General features: G+C 66.4%; 13 protein-coding genes and 1 pseudogene. 4 read left to right on the forward strand and 10 right to left on the reverse strand.

Annotation, left to right across the window (positions count from 1 at the left end; genetic code table 11):
* Nucleotides 1-8 precede the first annotated feature (8 nt).
* The 5 genes from HWX36_RS12260 to HWX36_RS12280 all read right to left on the reverse strand — a co-directional run bounded on the left by HWX36_RS12260 (nucleotide 9) and on the right by HWX36_RS12280 (nucleotide 7,163).
* Nucleotides 9-2,387, reverse strand: a complete 2,379-nt coding sequence (locus HWX36_RS12260) for an LPS-assembly protein LptD (protein ID WP_244136399.1) — start codon at nucleotides 2,385-2,387, stop codon at nucleotides 9-11.
* Nucleotides 2,371-4,722 carry an outer membrane protein assembly factor BamA gene (gene bamA / locus HWX36_RS12265; protein WP_244136400.1) on the reverse strand — a complete coding sequence of 784 codons (2,352 nt, stop codon included), beginning with the start codon at nucleotides 4,720-4,722 and terminating at the stop codon, nucleotides 2,371-2,373. The genes HWX36_RS12260 and bamA overlap by 17 nt, the downstream gene beginning before the upstream one ends.
* Entirely contained in the window at nucleotides 4,719-5,066 is a 348-nt protein-coding gene (locus HWX36_RS12270; protein ID WP_175952350.1) for a hypothetical protein, read from the reverse strand. The genes bamA and HWX36_RS12270 overlap by 4 nt, the downstream gene beginning before the upstream one ends.
* A gap of 142 nt (nucleotides 5,067-5,208) precedes the next feature.
* Entirely contained in the window at nucleotides 5,209-5,598 is a 390-nt protein-coding gene (locus HWX36_RS12275; RefSeq protein WP_175952351.1) for a hypothetical protein, read from the reverse strand.
* Nucleotides 5,599-5,999: 401 nt separating this feature from the next.
* A complete protein-coding gene (locus HWX36_RS12280; protein WP_175952490.1) occupies nucleotides 6,000-7,163 on the reverse strand; it encodes a porin in 1,164 nt (387 codons plus the stop codon).
* A gap of 637 nt (nucleotides 7,164-7,800) precedes the next feature.
* Between HWX36_RS12280 and HWX36_RS12285 the strand changes: the two genes are divergently transcribed.
* The 3 genes and pseudogenes from HWX36_RS12285 to HWX36_RS12295 all read left to right on the forward strand — a co-directional run bounded on the left by HWX36_RS12285 (nucleotide 7,801) and on the right by HWX36_RS12295 (nucleotide 9,798).
* Complete coding sequence (locus tag HWX36_RS12285; protein WP_175952352.1) at nucleotides 7,801-8,025, forward strand: hypothetical protein; 225 nt, start codon at nucleotides 7,801-7,803, stop codon at nucleotides 8,023-8,025.
* Nucleotides 7,931-8,656, forward strand: a pseudogene (locus HWX36_RS12290) (type VI secretion system Vgr family protein); the annotation flags it as partial. The gene HWX36_RS12285 and the pseudogene HWX36_RS12290, both read left to right, overlap by 95 nt.
* Nucleotides 8,653-9,798 carry a hypothetical protein gene (locus HWX36_RS12295; protein ID WP_175952353.1) on the forward strand — a complete coding sequence of 382 codons (1,146 nt, stop codon included), beginning with the start codon at nucleotides 8,653-8,655 and terminating at the stop codon, nucleotides 9,796-9,798. The pseudogene HWX36_RS12290 and the gene HWX36_RS12295, both read left to right, overlap by 4 nt.
* A 355-nt stretch (nucleotides 9,799-10,153) precedes the next feature.
* On the opposite strand, the gene HWX36_RS12300 is transcribed toward HWX36_RS12295, so the two are convergent.
* The 5 genes from HWX36_RS12300 to HWX36_RS12320 form a co-directional block, all read right to left on the reverse strand.
* Nucleotides 10,154-11,629, reverse strand: coding sequence for an efflux transporter outer membrane subunit (locus tag HWX36_RS12300; protein ID WP_175952354.1), 1,476 nt, complete (start codon nucleotides 11,627-11,629; stop codon nucleotides 10,154-10,156).
* A 3-nt stretch (nucleotides 11,630-11,632) separates the two neighbouring features.
* Nucleotides 11,633-14,959, reverse strand: coding sequence for an efflux RND transporter permease subunit (locus HWX36_RS12305; protein WP_175952355.1), 3,327 nt, complete (start codon nucleotides 14,957-14,959; stop codon nucleotides 11,633-11,635).
* Nucleotides 14,956-18,084, reverse strand: a complete 3,129-nt coding sequence (locus HWX36_RS12310) for an efflux RND transporter permease subunit (protein WP_175952356.1) — start codon at nucleotides 18,082-18,084, stop codon at nucleotides 14,956-14,958. The genes HWX36_RS12305 and HWX36_RS12310 overlap by 4 nt, the downstream gene beginning before the upstream one ends.
* Nucleotides 18,085-18,105: 21 nt before the next feature.
* Nucleotides 18,106-19,338 carry an efflux RND transporter periplasmic adaptor subunit gene (locus HWX36_RS12315; RefSeq protein WP_175952357.1) on the reverse strand — a complete coding sequence of 411 codons (1,233 nt, stop codon included), beginning with the start codon at nucleotides 19,336-19,338 and terminating at the stop codon, nucleotides 18,106-18,108.
* Nucleotides 19,339-19,576: 238 nt separating this feature from the next.
* The gene (locus tag HWX36_RS12320; protein WP_175952358.1) at nucleotides 19,577-19,873 is read right to left on the reverse strand and encodes a hypothetical protein; all 297 of its coding nucleotides are present in this window, start codon (nucleotides 19,871-19,873) and stop codon (nucleotides 19,577-19,579) included.
* Between the two features lie 776 nt (nucleotides 19,874-20,649).
* Between HWX36_RS12320 and HWX36_RS12325 the strand changes: the two genes are divergently transcribed.
* Nucleotides 20,650-21,612, forward strand: coding sequence for an ABC transporter substrate-binding protein (locus HWX36_RS12325; protein ID WP_175952359.1), 963 nt, complete (start codon nucleotides 20,650-20,652; stop codon nucleotides 21,610-21,612).
* Nucleotides 21,613-21,661: the final 49 nt, after the last annotated feature.

The raw sequence follows: 21,661 nt of genomic DNA on the forward strand, positions 1-21,661 counted from the left end.
CGTGCGGCTCACGGATAGTCGCTGAACCGCGCCGTCGGCGCCGGCAGCGTCGGTGTCGAATACCCGGGCACGTTCGCGCGGAATTGCTGCAGCAGCCCGTTGTCGATGCGGCTCAGGCCGTCGAGTTGCAACTGCACCAGCACGCGGGTGCCGGTGGTCGGCGACGTCGTGCCGTTGTAGTTGGTGTACTTCTGCAGCGCGAAGCTGACGGCCCAGCAGTCGGCCGCGTACTGGAACCCGAGCAGCCCGCTGACCAGCCGGTGCGCGGCGAGATCGTAGTCGACCGAGCCGACGCCCGACAGCGCGTGCGTCAGCGGCCATTGCGCGGACAGCAGCACCTGGTTCTCCGCCTCGTCGTCGAGCGTCGCGTTCGCGCGCGCATACAGGTAGGCGAGATTGACGACCTTGCCGTCGGCCGGCTTCCAGTCGATGCCGGCGATCGCCTGGGTCAGCTCGTTGCTCGACTGGTTGTACTCGGCCGCCTGCTGCAGTTCGAGGCCGGAACCGATATGGAACGCGGCGCCGGCGACCACGTCGGACGGCCCGACCGTCGGTGGCGTGTCGCCCGGCATCGTGACCTGCGACGCGCGAAAGTCATACTCCTGCGCGAGCACGAAGCGTGCAAGCTCGGTGCCGCTGCCGGCATCGACGAAGCGCGTGGTGACACCGGCCGTCAACCGGTTCATGTCGCTCACGCGATCCCCGCCGACGAAGCGGTTGCTCGTGAAGATCTCCGCGAGACCGAAGTCGAGCGGCGCGGTATCGAACACCGGCGCGAAGGCCTGGTTGCGGTACGGCGTATAGACGTAGTAAAGCCTCGGTTCGAGCGTCTGGATCATGTCGATGCCGAACAGCCGGACCGCGCGCTCGAACGTGGCGCCCATGTCGAGGCTCGCGGTCGGCACGTTGACGGTGAACGTCTTCGGTTGCCCGGCCGGCGCGTCGCTGCCGATCGACGTGAGGTCGTAAGACGCCGCATGCCACTGGAGCTTCGGCGTCACGTACCATCCGGGCGCCACGATCGGGTAGCTGACGAAAGTGTCGAACGTGAGCCGGTTGCCTTCGGTCGAATCGGCGGTCGGGATCGTGAAGCGGGTTGCGTTCACGTCCGCGCCGAAATCGAAACCGCCGACGTTGTAGCGCGTGTACTTCGCGTCGAGCTCCGGTTCGCGGTTGTACGGCGGCGCGGTGGTAAACGATTGCCAGTTCTGCACGCGCGCGAGGATGGACCACGGGCCATGGTTGTAGGTCACGCCCGCTTCCTGCTGGAACAGCGTTTGCGAGCCGACGACCAGCGAGTTCGCGCTCGAGAAATCCGACGGCACCGACGCATCGGACACGCGGTTGTAGTTCGCGTACGCGGCGAAGCCGTTGCCGAGGTTCTCGCGGTGCTGGAACGCGATCGAGTAGCGATCGGTGTGCGTCGTCGCGTCGTCCGGCAGCACGCTGACGGACAGCGAGCCGGAATAGGTCGGGCTCAGGTAGCGGTAGTCGGTCGTCAGCATCGCGCCGCGCTTGGTCATCAGCCGAGGCGTGACCGTCAGGTCGTAGTTGGGCGCGAGATCGAAATAGATCGGCACCGCGATGTCATAGCCGTTCGTCGAGCTGATCGAGAGCGTGGGCGGCAGGACCCCGGTCTTGCGCTCGCCGTTCAACGGAAACGACATCCACGGTGACGCGAACAGCGGCAGGCCCGCGAAGTAAAGCACGCCGTCGTGCGCGACGCCAACGCCCGCCGCATTGTCGAGATCGAGTCGCGACGCTCTGAGGTACCACGCCGGATCGTTCGCGCAATGGCAGGTCGTGTAGGTGCCGTCGTAGACCACCTCGCGCGAATCGTCGAGCAGGTCGACGCGCGTGCCGGAGCCCGAGCCGCCCGTCAGGTTGAAGCGGTAGTGCGGTGACGTCATCGTGCCTTCGACGCTGTCGAGTTGCAGATGCGCGTCGGGGCCGGCGAAGGCGTTGCCGTCGTGTACGACGAGCACGTGGCCGTATGCGTCGGTCATGTCGGTGTCCGCGTCGTAGTGGATCGCGTCGGCCTTCACGACCGACGCGCCACGGCGTAGCTCCGCATTGCCGTGCAGCGACAGGTCCTGGTCGATGGTGCCGGTGGCCATCGCGCCGATCCCGAACGTCGTCGCGGCCTGGCCGGCCGCGAGCGGATGCTCGACGAGCTGCGACGCGATGCGCAGCCCCCATGCGTCGTCGAGCCGGTAAGGGACGGCCGCGGCATTCTGCAACTGCGCATCGGCATTGCGCGGCACGCCGAGCGCGACCGACAGCGTGACCTCGACGAGCAGCGCGATCGCCGCTGCGCGCAGGCGGGCGACGATGCCGCCGCGCGCGGCGTGGCGCGGGCCGGGAGCGGAATCAGAACGACGTGCCAATCTGGAACTGGAACTTCTGGTACTGGTCGCCGGTGTGGTGGACGATCGGCAGCGCATAGTCGATCTTCAGCGGGCCGATCGGCGAGATCCACTCGAGCCCGACGCCGTAGCTGTACCGCAAGCCGTTCGCGCCGACGCTGTTGCCCTCGGTGCCCCAGACATTGCCGCCGTCGACGAACGTGAACACGCGCAGCGTGCGGTCGTAGCCGGTGCCGGGCAGCGGGACGGTCATCTCGACGTTGCCGACCACCATCCTCGAGCCGCCGATCGGGTCGCCCGTCGTCGCGTCGCGCGGGCCGAGCGAACCGGGCTCGTAGCCGCGCACGGAGCCGATGCCGCCGGCGAAGTAATTCTTGAAGATCGGGTAAGGCTGCCCGCCGAGGCCGTTGCCGTAGCCCGCCTGGACATTGAACCCGAGCACGAGGCCGCGCGCGAACGAGTGGTAGTACTGCGCCTGCACGTCGGTCTTGTAGTACGACACGGTGCCGATCGGCGTGCCGTATTCCGCGTTCGCCTGCAGGTAGTAGCCGCGCCCGGGGATCAGCGCGCTGTCGCGCTGGTCGCGCGACCAGCCGATCGTGAACGGCGCGACGTTCGACACGCGGCCGAACGTCTTCACGTAGTCGAGGTAGCTCTGCGGAGTCGTCGAATCGACGTCGAGGCGGTCCTGTTCGAGCCCGAGCCCGAAGTACACCATGTCGCTCTCGGAAAACGGGATGCCGAACTTCGTGTCGACCCCGTACGAGATGATCCGGAAGCTCGTGTCGTTCGTGCTCGAATAGTAGAGCGGCTGCGTCGTCCGGTAGTACACGTCGGTGATGCGCTTGACGCCGTCGATCGTGAAGTACGGATCGGTTTGCGACACGCTCAGCGTGCGCATCGTCGTCGCGGTGTTCGCGTTGACGGCGATCGTCTGGCCGCTGCCGAACACGTTGTCCTGCGACACGCCGGCCGAGATGATCGGGCCTTCGCCGGAACCGTAGCCGAGGCCGAGCGAGATCGTGCCGGTCGGTTTCTCGGTCACTTTCACGTGTACGTCGACCTGGTCGGCGGTGCCTTCGACGGGCACGGTCGTCACGTCGACATCGGTGAAATAACCGAGGCGGTTGATGCGGTCTTTCGACAGCTTGAGCCGCGACGAATCGAACCACGCGTCTTCCATCTGCCGCATTTCTCGGCGGATCACCTCGTCGCGGGTGCGCGTGTTGCCGGAAATGTCGATGTGCCGCACGTAGACGCGGCGCCCGGGCGTGACCTGCAACGTGAGATCGACCGTATGGTGCTGCTGGTCGATCTGCGGGACGGTATTGATGGTGGCGAACGCATAGCCGTACTCGCCGAGCTTGTCGATCAGCGCCTGTGTCGTGTCCTTGAGTTTCGCCGCCGAAAAGCGCTCGCCCGCCCGGATCGCGACAATCCGGTTCAGTTCGGCCTCGCGCCCGAGCAGGTCGCCGGCCAGCCGGATACCCGAGATCGTATAGGGCTTGCCTTCATGCAACGCGATGGTCAGGTCCATGTCCTTGCGGTCCGGCGACAGCGATACCTGGGTCGAATCGATGTTGAACTCCAGATAGCCGCGATCGAGGTAGTACGCACGCACGGCGTCGAGATCGGTGGCGAGCTTGTCCTTCGAATACAGGTCGTCCTTCGTGTACCAGGAGAACCAGTTCGGCGTCGACAGCTGCATTTCGTCGCGCAGCGTCGCGTCGCTGAATACATGGTTGCCGACGAAGGCGACCTGCCGGATCTTCGCGCTCGGCCCCTCGACGACGGAGAACAGCAGCGCCACGCGGTTGCGGTCGATCGGGCTCACCGTGGTGGTGACCTCGGCCGCGTAGTAGCCGCGCGTCAGGTACTGCCGCTTGAGCTCCTGCTCGGCCTTGCTGACGAGCGACGGGTCGTATGCGTGCCCGGAGACGAGCCCGACCGACTTCATCGCCTTCTCGATCGCGTCCTTGTCGAACTCGTGCAATCCGGCGAAATCGATCGTGCCGATCACCGAGCGCTCGACGACGTTCACGATCACGATGTTGCCTTCCGTCGCGATCCGCACGTCGTTGAAGAATCCGGTCGCGTAGAGCGCGCGGATCGCGGCCGATGCCTTGTCGTCGGTGAAGGTATCGCCGATCTTGAACGGCAGATACGAGAACACGGTGCCAGGCTCGATACGCGTCAGGCCCTCGACGCGGATATCCTGGATCGCGAAGCCGCTCGACGGCGGCGCATCGGGCGCGGCTTGCGCGGCCTGCACCGGCTGCGCGTGAACGGGGAAAGCGGCCGGCGCGAGCCAGCAAAGCCGGGCGAGCCAGCCGAACTTCATCGAACGCGCTTTCACTGCCAGTCGATCCCGTCGTCGAATGCGTGAACGCGAGGTTCGGCATCGCTCCGCGCATCGCGCACGACCAGGCGCGACACCCTGTCGACGTGCGATTCCGCCTGCTGACACACGCCGGCATAACTGTTGCCGCAGACGGCGTTCAGCGACTGCCCCGGGGAGTAGCGGCCGGTGAGCCGGCAGCGGAAGATCGGGCGCGCGCCGAATGCGCGTGCATGGCCGGCACCGGAAGCAGCGGGCGGTGTGTCGGGTGGCAGCAGGCACCACGTGCAGGCGCCGAAATCCGGCAGCGCATAGGCGGAAGGTTGCCGGGCGAGCGTGGCGGTCGATGATGCGATTCGCATGATGGGCATGTCCTTGGCAGAAAGGAACGGAAATCCACGACCTGGGCCGATACGGCACGGATCGCAGTGACACTTCGTATTGCGAAGTAATGAGGGATGGATTCGGCTATCCGGCGTGAAACGGGTCAGCGCCGGTCGTGCATCAGTTCAGCATTGCGTGGTTGACCTGGGCGGTCATCTCCGGCGGCGAAGCGAGCGCTTCGACGAGGTTGGTGAGGTTGACGGCGGGTAGCGCGAACGCGATCCAGCCCATCCCGACATGACGGATCGACAGCACCGCGCCGTCGTAATCGGCGAGCCGGTCGACGCGCCAGCACGGATCGATCTGCAGCGGATACTGGCCTTCCGGCGGCTCGACCGGATGCGTCGGCTGCATCGCGGCGCGTGCGGTCGCGAGCTGCAGGATCATCTGGTCGATATCGTGAACGCCGAGTACGGACGTCTGGCCGTCTATCGTGAACCGGATCACTGGATAGCCGGATTCGGTGGAGACTTCCATGCGCATCGTGTGATACATGATCGGGCCTTTCACTTTCACTGTCGGGGATGACCGCCGCGTCCGGCGTGGCCGGTGCGCGGTGTGACGGAAGCATAGGTCACGCGATCGTCAAATAAATTTCAAGATTGTTTCGTCATATTCAGGACTCCGTGAATGACGTGCCGTAAGCGGATTGAATTGGATCCCGCGCAAGAGTGGCCGCTCATTATTGAGATATTCGGGGTGGGTGACAGCGGGCAATGGACACGATCGGTAATCGATGCCGCGTCATGACGCGCGAGCGGTCGTCGTTTTCGGCAATATCGCGAGGGGCAGCACGTTTCGGTGCGTTGGAAGGCCGCAATATTTCAAACGATTGCGGTGAAATGCGGGTGCGTCGCGGTGCAAGGATACGTGCGCCGGCCGCCGCGAACGACGGCCGGCGCGGCTTGCGATCAGAACCGGTGGCGGATGCCGAGGCTGACCATGTCCTGGCTGTTCGTGCCGGCCACGCCGTACGAGCCGATCGACGCTTCCGCGCCCGACACCGTGCCGTCCGCGTTCAGCTGCGTGCCGGTTGCCTTCTGCCATGCGCCGACGAGATACACGTCGGTCCGCTTCGACAGGCTGTAGTCGGCGCCCAGCGACACCTGGTTATACGACGCGTTGGTATCGCCGCTTGCATGCGTATAGCTGTAGCCGAGGCCGAGCAGCAGCGCCGGCGTGGCCTGGTAGTTGACGTACGCCTGGCCGGTGTTGAACTTCTCGGTCGACGCGAATGCCGACTGCGCGTCTGCCTTGTACGCCGAATTACTGTACGCGAGGCCGAGCGTGTACGGCCCGGCGATGTAGCGGGCGGCGACGCGCGCGATGTTGATCGACTTCGCGGTTGCGTACCCCGAGTTCACCGGGCCGTCGAAGGTACCGTCGGACGTCGACGACCAGCCGGTGCGCGCGATCGTCGAATTCGCGTTGTCGGCCACGTAGTAGCCTGCCGCCAGCGAGAACGGGCCGTTGTTGTACGACGCGGCCACGGCCCACGTCTGCGCCGATCCGGTTTGCCCCGCGACGCCGCCGAGCGCGTACATCGTCTCGACCTGCAGCCCGCCGTAGCTCGGCGACAGGTACTTGATCGCATTGTTGGTGCGCGAGCTGTTGTCGTAGTTGTCGACGTCGCCGGCGGTGGCGAACGTGCTGCCGAAGTAATTGTCTTCGGTCAGCCCCTGAACCTGGTCGACGAGCGGATCGTACTGGCGGCCGAGCGTGAGCGTGCCGTACTGCGCGCTTTGCAGGCCGACGTAGGCCTGGCGGCCGAACAGCGACGTCGTGCCGTTGTAGGTGCCCATCTTGCCGTTGTTGACGTTGAAGCCGTTCTCGAGCTGGAAGATCGCCTTCAGCCCGCCACCGAGATCCTCGCTGCCCATCAGGCCCCAGCGGCTGCCGGACAGGTTGCCCGAGTACAGGCCGAGCTGGTTGCTGCCGGTGGGCGTGGCGTTGTGCGTGAACTGCAGCGACTCGTCGATGACGCCGTACAGCGTCACCGTGCTCTGCGCGTGCGCGGCTGTGACGCCGGCCAGCAGCGCGAGCGACAACAGCGATTTCCTCAAGATACCTTTCATCATGAACTCTCCTGGCATGGTGCGAAACTGCTTTCCTTCCTGCCGAGGCGACGGGCCTTCGTCAGGAGCCGCCATTAGGTCACGACACAATTTCCGATCCGTTGGGATTCCACAACGATGGGTTTACGGCAGGTTTCCGCTTGAGTCGGATGTAACGTGATGGTTGTGTACGCAATCGATTCGATGGACTCGACGGAGCGGGCGTTCGCGCGGCGAAAGTCGTGCAGCACGGGGCTGCGCCGGTGGCGAACACGCGCGCCATGGCGTGAAGCGATACGCGCTCGATAATTCGCGCGTCAAATGACGTAATGGAAATCGTGTCGGGAAGGCGGGCGCGGAAATTGAGGCAGGTTTTCCCCGTCCAGACAAAAAGTTACGTTTTAATTGCGATCGATATTCAATGAAATAAAAAAGAAAGGAGGCGGTATGGAAAATGGAATTTTATGCCCGTTGGGAGTTGCATATTTCTTCGCGATTTATGAATCAGCTTTTGTCATGTCTTATTGTTGTTTTAGAGATTAAGTGCATTCTCACGACTACGGGTTGTCGCTAGAATTGCGGCGATGTAACGGGATGCCGTTCCCGTGAGAGTGCGGGGCCGCTTCGGGCTCGCAAAGAACAAGAAGATGGGTAACGAATGAATATGACCGAAGTGGTTCAGGCGATTCGTGGCGGCCTGATCCAGCAAGACCGCCTGTTCAAGACCAGCATCCCGGCGTTGCCGGAGAACGCGCTCGTACCGCGGCGAGTCGTGACCTATTGCGAGCTCGGCCGGCCAACGCGAATTCGTGGCGGTCAAGGTTCAGAGGCACATCGAAAACAATCTGCCGCTTTCCAGCCAGGAAACGAACTTTCCGCATAGCTTGCAGAGCCAGTTGGCGCACGTGAAATCGATGCACGCGGGGGAGGTCGTTGCGCATGACGACGGATCCGCCGGTTTTTACCTGGTCGAAGTGGACGCGCAACGCGTAACGGTCCCGTATCGGAGCCCGTTCGGGCACAAGAAACCGGCTCCGAGAGTCGGTGAGGAAGTCCTTGTCGGGTACGTAGGTGGGGACTGTGACCGGCCGATCGTTTTCCACCGCGTCTACAACGGGAGCGTCCGGCCGCAATGGCACAGCAACGGTGTCCTGTCGGGGTATCGCTCGAAGGAGTATGGCGGCAGTGGCTATAACCCTCTCGTGATGGATGACTCGACAGGCCAGAGCCGGGCGCAGTTGTATTCGACGACTGCGGATTCGCACCTGCATCTCGGGCGCTTTGGGAGAAGCAAGGCGGCACCAGCGTCTCGCCGCCGCAGCAGGCGTTTTTCGAAAGCCAGCAACCGTTGCAGTACAGCCAGCAAATCGTGCTCGACGCAATCCTGCGCAAACCGGACGGCATTGCGCGGGCGGTTGGCTGTCAACTGGCGGCATGAGGCACGTCCGGAAGCAGACGGGCGAGGACTTGAGATCGGGAAGGGCAGTCAGGCGCTGCCGGACGAGACGAGATGAGGCAAAAGCAGATGAAGGCAGGAGTGCAGGTCAAGTACTGGATGCGCGCCGTATTGGGCGCGATGCTGGTCCACGCGACGGTTGCGTCGGCGCAGACGATGGATCTTCCGCTCGGTACGCCGGAAGGGTTCAGTGCCGACGCCATCAATCCGATCGGCAACAACCGCTACTGCATCAGCGGGCACGTCTATGACGATGCCGGGCCGAGCAGTTCCGCGATGGTGGTCCTGGTCGATGCAGGCAGCCGCCGGGTGGAGTGGCACACGGCCATTCCATATGGCTCCGGCTATGTCAGTAATTCGGCGGTTGCCTGTGGTAGCGACGGCCACGCGATCTATGCCGTGACCGAGGAACACACGCAGGGCAGCGAGTCCCTCAATCAAACGAGCGTTGTGGTGAACCGTCTCTCGGTAGCAGGCAAACTCGAAAAGCGGCAGCCGGTTCATGCCGGCTTTGACGAGTGGTTCTACATGCTCGATGTCGGCCCCGCCGGAATCAATGTCGCTGGCGGCACGAGCGCGACATTGCAGCGTGGCGGGCCGTTCGGCACATTCGTCGCACACCTCGATGCCGATCTCCGGCAGCCCGTGCTGACGCAGCTTCCGAGTGGAGCCTTCTGGACCGACGCGTCCGCCAGGTTGGATGGCCAGCATCTGCTGGTGGCAGGCAAGTTCCTGGCAAATGCGGGCGCAGGTCATGACGGATACGCGGTGTCGCAGATTGATCTCGACAGAAAGCGATATGTCCGGTCCGTGTATCCGTTGACCGGTATCGTGACGTCGGCGGGGGCGGTCGTGTCGTCCGACGGTAGCGTGCATGACGTCGGCGTATCGCCTGCCGGCGTGTTGACCGTCGCGACGGTCGATCCCGCGGGCAAGGTGACGTCCAGTTTCTCGACAGGCAATGGCACGCTCTGCGGTATCGATGCGGTTTCCCGCGGGAATCGCACCGTGAACGTGATCGGCAACGCATGCAAAGGCAATCGCGCAGTGTTGCTATCCGTCGATTCGGGCTCGCATGCGGTGAGTACGCTCCATACATTCGGTAGCGAGATGGATGCGATCGGGTTCGACGGCAGCAACTGGATTGGCGTGACGAAGACCAAAGCGCACGGCTCGGTATTTCAGCGGGGAGCGAATTAAGTCATGACGGACACCAAGAAATATACGTATGACGACGAGCTTGAATTCATCAAAAATCTGTAAACCACGTACCGTGGATGGCGTATGCAGAGGAAGCGCGTCGCGTCGGCATCAAGCGCAAGGGAGGGGAAGTTTCCACTGGGCACATCAGGGAATACTTCGGTGCGACATCGCACGAGACTTTCGCCCTGCCGCTTGATCCTGGTTAGTTATTTTTCTCGAGTATTTCCGATCAGGAAGTTATCCAAGCGCGCCGCATGCGGCCTGATTCTCGCCGCGACCGTCGTCAACGTGACCGCAAGGGTGGCGGCGCCGACTCGGCCCGCAGCCTCCGGCACCCACGCACCGGGCCCCGTCACCCCGGCATGCGCCCCGACTTCACCTGCTGCACCTCGAGCTGCGCATTCGACCACCCGCCGCCCAGATCGCCAAACAGCGTCGCCGTCGCGACCAGCCGCTCCTGCTGCACGGTCAGCGCATTCTCCTGAAGCCCGAGCAGCGTCGTCTGCGCGGTGGCGACCGTCGTGTAGTCCACGGTGCCGGCCTGATATTCATTGAACGCGATGTCCGCGCCGCGCTTCGCGCTGGCCACCGCACGTTCCAGCACGGCCGCCTGCTCGGCGAGCACGCGCACGCTGGCGAGGTCGTCCTCGACGTTCTGCAGCGCGCCGAGTACGGTGCCGCGATAGTTCGCGACCGCGGCGTCGTATGCGGCCTTCGCGGCAGCCACTGCGCCGCTGCGCTCGCCGCCGTCGAACAGCGTCTGCGATGCGGTCGCGCCAAGCGACCACACGTAGTTCGCGACGTTCAGCAGCCCGGCCAGCGGCGACGCGGAGAAGCCGGCCGCCGCCGACAGCGAGATCGTCGGGTAATACGCGGCGATCGCAACGCCGATCGCGGCGTTTTCCGACGCCATCTGCCGTTCCGCCACCGCGATGTCGGGCCGCCGCTGCAGCAGCGTCGACGGCACGCCGACCGGCACGTCGGGCAACGCTGGCAACGTGGCGTCGTGCGGCACGTCGAGCGCCTCCGGGGTGCGGCCGACCAGCACCGCGATCGCATGCACGTACTTCGCCCGCGACACGCCGAGCGCGATCAGGCTCGATTGCGCGCTTTCGAGCTGCGTTTGCGCGTTGACGAGATCGGACGGCGGAATCGTGCCGGCCTTGTCCTGGTCGGCGATCACGCGCAGGTACGCTTCGTCGGCCTTCACGGTCGCATCGAGCAGGTCGATGTTCGCATCGGCGACGCGCAGGTCGATCACCGTCGTCGCGAGCGTCACCTGCTCGGACAGCGCGGCGTTCGCGTAGGTCGCGGCGCTCGCCTGCGCGCTTGCCTTGCGCTCCTCGACGGTGCGTCGCACCTGGCCCCACAGGTCGGGCGACCAGCTCACGGTGCCTTCGAGCGCCCCGGCGTTGGCGACGGACGGGTTGCCCGCGCCGGTGGCCCGCTGCCGCGTGGCGGAACTCGTCGCGGAAATCGTCGGGAACAGCCCCGAACGCGCTTCGCGCACCAGCGCCAGCGCCTGCTGGTAGTTGTAGTAATCCTGCCGGACGGTCTGGTTCGACACCGTGACGAGCGGCTCGAGTTCGTTCAGCAGCGGATCGTGGAACGCGGTCCACCAGTCGCCTTTCGGGCCGTCCGCGTCGGGCTGTGCCTGCGTCCAGCCGGGCAGTTCGCGATAAGTGGCGGGCGTCGCGACGGCCGGGCGGCGATAGTCGGGGCCGACCGCACAGCCGGCGAGGGCGAGCGCGGCGGCCACACCGAGCACGCAAGTGCGCAGCCGCCGCGCGGGCGGCGCGTGCTCGGGAACGGAACGGGGGGATCTCATCGGTCAGTGCCTCGATTCGGGCCGCCGTTGTCGCGGCCACAGCCACGACCCGCGCGCGAGTCGCTCGCGCAGCCGGTCGAGATACAGATAGATCACGGGCGTCGTGTATAGCGTGAACACCTGGCTGATCACGAGCCCGCCCATCACCGTCACGCCGAGCGGCTGGCGCAGCGACGCGCCCTGGCCGATCGCGAGCGCGAGCGGCAGCGCGCCGAGCACGGCCGCGGCGGTCGTCATCATGATCGGCCGCAGGCGCCGCACGGCCGCCTCGTGGATCGCCCGCCGCGCGTCGACGCCTTCGTCGCGCTGCAGTGCGATCGCGACGTCGACCATCATGATCCCGTTCTTCTTCACGATGCCGATCAGCAGGATGAAGCCGATCATCGAGATCACCGAGAACGGCACGCCGAACACCAGCAGCGCGAGCGTCGCACCGATGCCGGCCGACGGCAGCGTCGACAGGATCGTCAGCGGGTGGATCGTGTTTTCGTACAGCACGCCGAGCACGAGGTAGACGACCGTGAGCGCCGCGACGATCAGGAGCGGCACCGCGTTCATCGAATTCGTGAACGCCTGCGCGGCGCCCGCGAACGCCCCGTGTATCGAGGCGGGCATGCCGATCGTCTGCCCGGCGTCGGCGATCGCGGCGGCCGCGTCGCTCAGCGACCCGTTCGGGGGCAGGTTGAACGAGATCGTCGCCGCGACGAGGCCGCCCTGGTGGTTCACCTGCGTCGCGGTGTGGCTGTTCGCGAACAGCGCGAGCGCGGTGAGCGGCACCATCGTTTCCGCCGACGTGCTGTCCGCGCTGCCGGTCGAGCTGCCGCCCTTGCTGTTCGAGATGCTGTTGGTCGATGCGTTCGCTTCCGCGTTGGCGTTCTGCGCATTGGTCGTGCCGCTCGCGCCCGTCGTCGTCACGCCGACCGTGGCGCCGGTGGCGAGTGCCGTGGCCGCCGCCGGCACGATCGCAGACGAATACTGCGTCTGCGCGGTGCCGTTCGCGTTGCCGGCCGCCGTGCTCGCGAAGATCCGGCCGAGCGACGACGGGTACTGCCAGTACTGCGGCGCGACTTCCATCACGACGAAGTACTGGTTCAGCTGGTTGTAGATCGTCGAGACGGTGCGCTGGCCGAACGCGTCGTACAGCACGTTGTCGATCTGGTTCGGGTCGAAGCCGTAACGCTTCGCGGTCGCGCGATCGACCGTCACCATCGTCTGCAGCCCGTGCTGCTGCAGATCCGAATTCACGTCGACGAGCTGGCCGCGCCGCCGGTTCAGTTCGTCGACGAGCCGCGGCGTCCACGCATAGAGCGCCTGCGGATCGTCGCTCGTCAGCGTGTACTGGTATTCGGCGGCCGCTTGCCGGCCGCCGATCCGCAGATCCTGCTGCGCCTGCAGGAACAGGCGCGCACCCGACACGGCCGCGAGCTTCGGCCGCAGCCGGTTGACGACGTCGGTGGCCGAGGCGTGGCGTTGCGCGAGCGGCTTCAGCGCGACGAACACGTTCGCCGTGTTCAGCGCCCGCCCGCCGGTGAAGCCGGCCACGGCCGCGACGGCCGGGTCCTGCTGGACGATCGCCTGCAGTTGCGCGAGCTTCTGCCGCATCGCGCCGAACGAGATGCTTTGGTCCGCGATGATCTGCCCCATCAGCGTGCCGTTGTCCTGCTCGGGGAAGAAGGTGGCGGGCAGCAGCCTGAACAGCAGCAGGTTGCCGGCGACGAGCGCGATCAGCAGGATGCCGACGAGCGGCGCGCGATCGAGCACCGCGTCGAGCGAACGCGCATACGCATCGCGCAACCGGTCGAGCACGGCGGCAATGCGGCCGCCGATGCGCGACGGCGCGGCTTGCACGTGGCGCTGACTCAGCACGTACGCGCACATCATCGGCGTGACGGTCAGCGAGATCGCCATCGACAGCATGATTGCAATCGACAGCGTGACGGCGAATTCATGGAACAGCAGGCCGACGATGCCGGGCATCAGCAGGATCGGCAGGAACACGGCGATCAGCGATACGCTCATCGACACGACCGTGAACGCGACCTCCGCGCTGCCGCGCAGCGCGGCTTCCTTCGGCGCGTAGCCGGCCTCGAGAAAGCGTGTGACGTTCTCGAGCACCACGACCGCATCGTCGACGACGAAGCCGGTGCCGATCGTCAGCGCCATCAGCGACAGGTTGTCGATGCTGTAGCCGAGCAGGTACATCGGCCCGAACGTGCCGACGATCGACAGCGGCAGCGCGACGGCCGGAATCAGCGTCGCGCGCGGCGACAGCAGGAACACGAACACCACGCCGACGACGAGCAGCACCGCGATGCCGAGCGTGCGTTCGGTGTCGGCCACCGACGCGTTGATCGACTGCGAATGGTCGACCGCGACGCCGACGTGCACCGAGCCCGGCAACGCGGCCTCGATCACGGGCAGGCGCGCGCGGATCTGCCGGACGGTGTTCACGACGTTGCTGCCCGGCTCCGGAAACACGATCACGAGCACGGCCTGCTTGCCGTTGTAGAGGCCGGCGTTGCGCACGTTCTCGTTCGAATCGCGCACCTGCGCGACGTCGTGCAGCTGCACGGCCGCGCCGTTGCGGTACGCGACGACGAGGTCGCGATACGGCGCGGCCGTGCCGATCTGGTCGTTCGACAGGATCTCGTAGCGATGGCCGCCCTGGTCGAGGTGGCCCTTGGGGCTGTCCGCGTTCGCCGCGCCGAGCGTCGCGCGCACGTCCTCGAGGCCGATGCCGTAGCTGTTCAGCTTGGCCGGATTCAGCTCGACGCGCACCGACGGCAGCGCGCCGCCGCCGAGCGTGATCTGCCCGACGCCCCTGATCTGCGACAGCTGCTGCTGGATCACCGAATCGGCCGAGTCGTAAAGCTGCGCGGAGGTCAGCGTGTCGGAGGTCAGCGCGAGCACCATCACCGGCGCGTCGGCCGGATTGTATTGCCGGTAGGTCGGGTTCGAGCGCAGCGTGGTCGGCAGGTCCGCGCGCGCGGCCTGGATCGCGGCCTGCACGTCGCGCGCGGCGCCGTTGATGTCGCGGTCCAGGCCGAATTCGATCACGATCATCGACGAACCCGTGTAGCTCATCGACGTGAGTTCCTGCACGTCCGCGATCGTTTCGAGCCGCCGTTCGAGCGGCTCGGCCACCGTCGAGGCCATGACCTCCGGGCTCGCGCCGGCCATGTTCGCCTGCACGACGATCACCGGATACGCGACGTTCGGCAGCGGCGCGACCGGCATGCGGAAGTACGCGAGCGCGCCGGACAGCAGGATCGCGATCGCCAGCAGCGTGGTCGCGACCGGCCGGTCGATGAACGGCGCGGCCGGGTTCACGATGCGCTCCCGCCGTCCGGCGCGGCGGCGCCGGGCGGGGCCGCTTCACGCCGGCGCCACAGGCGCGCGGCCAGCCGGTCGAACAGCAGGTAGACCACTGGCGTCGTGAACAGCGTGAGGAGCTGGCTCAGCGCGAGCCCGCCGATGATGGCGAGGCCGAGCGGCCGGCGCAGCTCGGAGCCGGTGCCGGTGCCGACCAGCATCGGCAGCGCGCCGAGCATCGCGGCGAAGGTCGTCATCAGGATCGGCCGGAAACGCAGCAGCGATGCCTCGAAGATCGCGTCGGCCGGCGCCTTGCCGTGTTCGCGTTCCGCTTCGAGCGCGAAGTCGACGATCATGATCGCGTTCTTCTTGACGATGCCGATCAGCAGCACGATGCCGATGATCCCGATCACGTCGAGATCCGTACCGGCGATCATCAGCGCGAGCAGCGCGCCGATCCCGGCGGACGGCAGTGTCGACAGGATCGTGACCGGATGGATGAAGCTCTCGTACAGCACGCCGAGCACGATGTAGACCGCGACCAGCGCGGCGACCAGCAGATACACCTCGCTCGACAGCGAATCCTCGAACGCGGCCGCCGCGCCCTGGAACGCCGACTGGATCGACGGTGGCAGCGCGGCGTCGCGCTCGACGCGCCGCACGTCGGCCACCGCCGTGCTCAGCGATGCGCCGCTCGCGAGATTGAACGACACCGTGACCGCCGGGAACTGCGCGAGATGGCGGATCGCGAGCGGCGTCTTCACGAGCCGCACGGCCGCGATCTGGCTGAGCGGCACCTGGCCGCTGCTGCTCGTCTGGCTCGGCAGGTACAGGTTGCCGAGCGACGCGACGTTCGGCATCGTCTCGGGCTTCGCGACCAGGATCACGCGGTACTGGTTCGATTGCTCGAAGATCGTCGACACGATGCGCTGGCCGAGCGAATCGTACAGCGCGTTGTCGATCGTCGCGGGCGTGATGCCGTAGCGCGCGGCGGCCTGCCGGTCGACGTCCACCTGCACGCCGAGCCCGTCGACATCGAGATCGCTCTGCACGTCGGTGATCGAATGCAGCTGCTTCAGCTTCGCGACGAGGGCTGGCACCACCTGCTGCAGCGCTTGCCGGCTCGGCCCGCGCAGCACGAAGCGGTACTGGTTCGGCGACAGCGTCGTGTCGAGCGTCAGGTCCTGCACCGGCTGCAGGTAGAGCCGCACGCCCGGCACGCCGGCCGTTTCCTGCTGGAGCCGTCGCGCGATCGTCCCGGCGCTGCCGGAGCGGTCGCCATGCGCGCGCAGGTTGATCAGAAAGCGGCCGTTGTTGAGTGTCGCGTTGACGCCGTCGATTCCGACGTACGACGTGAGCGACGCGACATCCGGATCCCTGAGCAGCGCGTCGGCCAGTTGCGACTGGCGCTCGACCATCGCCGCATACGACACCGAAGTATCGGCCACGCTGATCCCCTGGATCGTGCCGACGTCCTGCACGGGGAACAGGCCCTTCGGGATCGCCACGTAGAGGATCAGCGTCAGCGCGAACGTGGCGAGCGCCACGACGAGCGTCGGCGTCTGGTGTTTCAGCACCCAGGCGAGCGCGCGCGAGTAGGCCGCGAGCGTGCGCTCGAAGATCCGTTCGCTGAACCGCTCGAAGCGGCCCGGATGCGACTCCGACTGCGCGCGCAGGATCCGCGCGCACAGCATCGGCACGACCGTCAGCGATACCACCGCGGAGATCAGGATCGTGACCGCGAGCGTGACCGCGAATTCGCTGAAGAGCCGCCCGATCACGCCGCCCATGAACAGCAGCGGGATCAGCACCGCGATCAGCGAGACCGTCAGCGACAGGATCGTGAAGCCGATCTGCCCGGCGCCTTTCAGCGCGGCGTCGAGCGGCCGCATTCCCTGCTCGATGTAACGCACGATGTTCTCGATCATCACGATCGAATCGTCGACGACGAAGCCGGTCGCGATGATCAGCGCCATCAGCGACAGGTTGTCGATCGAGTAGTGCAGTTCAACCATCGCGGCGACGGTGCCGATCAGCGACACAGGCACCGCGATGCTCGGAATCAGCGTCGCCGGCAGGTTGCGCAGGAACACGAAGATCACCATCACGACGAGCGCGACGGCCAGCACGAGTTCGGTCGCGGCGTCGAACACCGACGCGCGGATCACGCCGGTACCGTCGCCGACGATCTGCACGTGCATGCCGGCCGGCAGCGTCGCCTCGAGCGCGGGCAACTGCCGCTTGATCCGGTCGACGGTCGCGATCACGTTGGCACCCGGCTGACGCTGCACGTTCAGCACGATCGCCGGCGTGCGGTTCAGCCACGCGCCGCGTTCGACGTCCTGCGGCGCCTGCGACACCCGCGCGACGTCGCCGAGAAACACCGGCGCGCCGTTCTGGTACGCGATCACCGTGCGCAGGTACGCGTTCGGATCGGTGATCTGGTCGTTGGAATTGATCGTGTAGTCGAGATCGGGGCCGTCGAAATTGCCTTTCGGCTGGCTGACGTTCACGTTCGCGAGCAGCGTGCGCAAGTCGTCGATGTTCAGCCCGTACGCGGCGAGCTTGTGCGGATCGGCTTCGACGCGCACGGCCGGCACGTGGCCGCCCGCCGTCGTGACGAGGCCCACGCCGGGTACTTCGGAGATCTTCGTCGCGAGCCGGTTGTTCGCGGTGTCCTGCAACTGCGTGAGCGACATCGAGTTCGACGTGACCGCGAGCGTGAGCACGGGCTGGTCGGCCGGATTCACCTTCGCGTAGGTCGGCGGCGCGGGCAGGCCGCTCGGCAGGTAGCTGTTCGCCGCGTTGATCGCCTGCTGGACGTTCTGCTCGGCGACGTCGAGGCTGACCGCAAGGTCGAACTGCAGCGTGATGACCGACGCGCCTTCCGAACTGTACGAGATCATCTGCTGCAGCCCGGGAATCTCGCCGAGCTGGACCTCGAGCGGCGCGGTGACGGTCGTCGCCATCACGTCGGGGCTCGCGCCGGGGTAGAAGGTCTGCACCTGGATCGTCGGGTAGTCGACGTCGGGCAGCGACGACACCGGCAGGAAGCGGACGGCAACCGCGCCGGCCAGCACGAGCGCGATCGTCAGCAGCAGCGTCGCGACCGGCCGCAGGATGAAGAGGCGGGAAATGTTCATCGTGCCGGGTGCCGCGTGGCGTCAGGCGGCGCCGGAGGCGGCAGGCCGGCGGCTGGCGCGATGCGGCGCGGCAGCAGCGGAGGCCCCCGACGCCGCCGGCGCGCCGCCCGCCCGGTTCGACGCGATGCGGATCGCCGCGCCGTCGCTCAGCCGGTCGACGCCGTCGGTCACGACCTGCTGCCCGGCCGCGAGCCCGGCGACGATCGCGGTGGTGCGGCCGTCGCTCGGCCCGAGGGTGACCTTGTGCACGGAGACCGTCCGGTTCGCATTGACGAGATACACGTAGTCGCCCGGCGCGCCGTTCTGCACCGCGGCGGTCGGCACGAGCACCGCGTCGTGCAGCGTGTCGACGCCGAGCCGCACGTTGACGAATTCGTTCGGGAACAGCGCTTCGTCGTCGTTCGCGAACGTCGCGCGCAGCGTGACGGTGCCGGTGGCGGTCGCCATCTGGTTGCCGATCGCGTACAGCGTGCCGGTGGCCACCTGCTTGTCGTCGTCGCTCGAATAGACGGTCACCGGCAGCTTCGCACCCGCGCCGACGCGGCGGATCACGGCCGACAGCGCGTTCTGCGGCACGGTGAACTGCACGGTCATCGGCTTCATCTGCGTGATCACGACGATGCCCGTCGAGCTCGACGACGTCACGTAGTTGCCCGGGTCGACGAGCCGCAGCCCGACGCGGCCGGCCACCGGCGCGGTGATGTGGCAATAGGCGAGATCGAGATCGTATTGCGCGATGTTCGCGCGGTCGGCCTGCGTGGCGGCTTCGTCCTGCCGCACGGTGAACTGCTGGTCCTGGTAGGTTTGCTCGGCGATCGACTTGTGTTCGGCGAGCTGCGCGTAGCGGGCGAGATCGGCGCGTGCCTGCGCGAGACTGGCCTCATCCTTCGCGAGCTGGGCCTGCGCCTGCTGCTTGCTGATCTGATACTGGCGCGGATCGATCTGCGCGAGGAACTGGCCTTTGGCGACCTCCTGGCCTTCGTGATAGCCGACTTCGGTGAGGTAGCCGCTCAGTTGCGGCAGCACCGTCACGGTGGCGACCGGCGTGACGGTGCCGAGCTCGTTCAGCACGACCGGCATGTCGCCCGTCGACGCGGTCGCGACGCTGACGACCTGGGCCTGCGTCGCGCGAACCGGCTTCGTCTGGCGCAGCAGGTGAAAGACGATCAGCGCGACCGGCACGGCCAGCACGGCGATGACGATCCAGCGGCGCGGGCGGCGCGGCGCGGGCGCGGCGGACGGGGTTTCGCTCATGCCGGCGTCTCGCATGGACGATGCATCGTGCTACGGGCTGGCATGAGAGGACTCCTGACAATAGGACGGATGCGACGGAAGGGGCAGGCACTCGGCCATGCGGCCGTCCGCGGGCAACGGGCCGACGCCGCCTGCGGGCGCAGGCGGCGATGCGGTCGAAGTCGGAATCGCGGCCGGGCGAACGGTGCGGGCGCGGCCGTCCGGGCGTCGCCGCCGCGCGGCCGCGTTGCGGGACGGCTTACCAGCGGTGGCGCGCGGCCCAGTCGCGCCGGTTCCACCAGCGGCGGCCGTCCCAGTACCGGTCGCCGTGCCAGCCGAGCGTGATGCCGACCGTGGGCACCATTACGGGCCCGGCCACGACGGGCGGTGCGTAAACCACCGGAGGCGGCGCGACGTACACGGGTGCCGGCGCGACATAAACGGGCGCGGGCGCCGCAATGCCGAAACCGATCGAAACGCCGGCCATCGCCGGTTGTACGGAAAGGCATGCGGCCAGCACGCCCGAGCCGATCAGGGCCCATTGTTTCGCGTTCATCGTTGCACCTCGTTGCATGGGGAACGCCTTCAATCTAGTGGAAGCCCCGATGAATGGGAATTACAGGGGCGTAACGCTCGATTTCGAAAAATAGCGGCGCCGGGTGCGCGAGGTTCGAGGGTGGTTGTCGTGCCGGGACGCAGATCGTCGAGCGGTATCGCCGTTGTTCGAGCGGCGCGCCCAAATGCTTGATTGAGAAGGGTTCCGCGGCCACGGTGGCGTGCGTCGCGGAAGCAGCGGGACGGAGCCGGGCACCTGCGACATCCGGCTGTCAGCGGGCTGTCGGTAATATGCCGAGATCAATTTTCCGCGGCAGTCATCACACGGTGCCGCCGATTACAGTTTCGTCATCAGGCGGTGCCGGGCGGTCGCCGTGCCGTTCGCGGCGGCGTTTCGCGGTCGCCCCGCAAGCGCGTGTTCGGCGATGCTTGAGCGGCCACCGGCACGGCTGTCGTCACCGGTTCGTCGGCGAGCGCCCGGCGTGTCACGAGGCTGGCGCATTTCCCGAATGCGCCGGCCTTTGCGCGTTCAAACCGACTCCACAGGCGCGCCGAAGCCATCTTCTCCCTGTACTTAGGTGTTTATACGTATGCCGATTCCGATATCGCCTCAATCCAATATTTCATTGGAAGGTTATCGGGCTTGTTCCTAGACTGATGCGGGGCGTGCGGACCGGGCCGAGGGGAAGCCCCGGCCGGCGCAGCCCCGACCCGCGCCTGCGCCACGCAGAAGCAGAACAGCGCAGCGGCAGAGAACGACATCATCGGAGACGAACCATGACATTCATCAGGAAGCTGGCGGCCGGCGCGATCGTTGCCGCGGCGGCGGTGCTGGCTGGCGGCGCGCACGCGCAGCAGAAGCCGATCACGCTCGGGTTCTCGCAGGTCGGCGCGGAAAGCGCGTGGCGCACCGCGAACACCGTGTCGGTGAAGAGCGCGGCGAAGGAGGCCGGCATCAACCTGAAATTCTCGGACGCGCAGCAGAAGCAGGAGAACCAGATTCGTGCGATCCGCTCGTTCATTGCGCAGAAGGTCGACGTGATCGCGTTCTCGCCGGTCGTCGAATCGGGCTGGGAGCCCGTGCTGACCGAAGCGAAGGCCGCGCATATCCCGGTGATCCTGACCGATCGCGCGGTCGACGTGAAGGATCCGTCGCTCTACGTGACGATGATCGGCTCGGACTTCCTCGAGGAAGGGCGGCGCGCCGGCCACTGGATGGAAGAGCACTACAAGAACGACCCGGGTCCGATCAATATCGTCGAGCTGCAGGGGACGGTCGGCTCGGCGCCGGCCAACGACCGGCGGGCCGGCCTGCTCGAAGTGATCAAGAGCAATCCTAAATTCAAGGTGATCGCGTCGCAGAGCGGCGACTTCACGCTCGCGGGCGGCAAGCAGGTGATGGAAGCGTTCGCGAAGACCTACGGCAAGCAGATCAACGTCGTCTACGCGCACAACGACGACATGGCGCTCGGCGCGATCCAGGCGATGGAGGAAGCGGGGATCAAGCCCGGCAAGGACGTGAGCGTCGTGTCGTTCGATGCGACGAAGGGCGGCTTCCAGGCGATGGTCGCCGGCAAGATCAACGTCGACGTCGAATGCAGCCCGCTGCTCGGCCCGCAACTGATGAGCGCGGTGAAGGACGTCGTCGCCGGCAAGCCGCTGCCCAAGCGCATCGTGACGAACGAGACGGTGTTCCCGATGAACGTCGCGGCCCAGGTGCTGCCGACCCGCAAGTACTGAGCAACGTACCGCCAATCCGGCACGGGCGGTGGCGTGGCGGCCGCCCGGA

The organism is Burkholderia sp. BCC0405, from assembly GCF_902833075.1.
Lineage (GTDB): Bacteria > Pseudomonadota > Gammaproteobacteria > Burkholderiales > Burkholderiaceae > Burkholderia.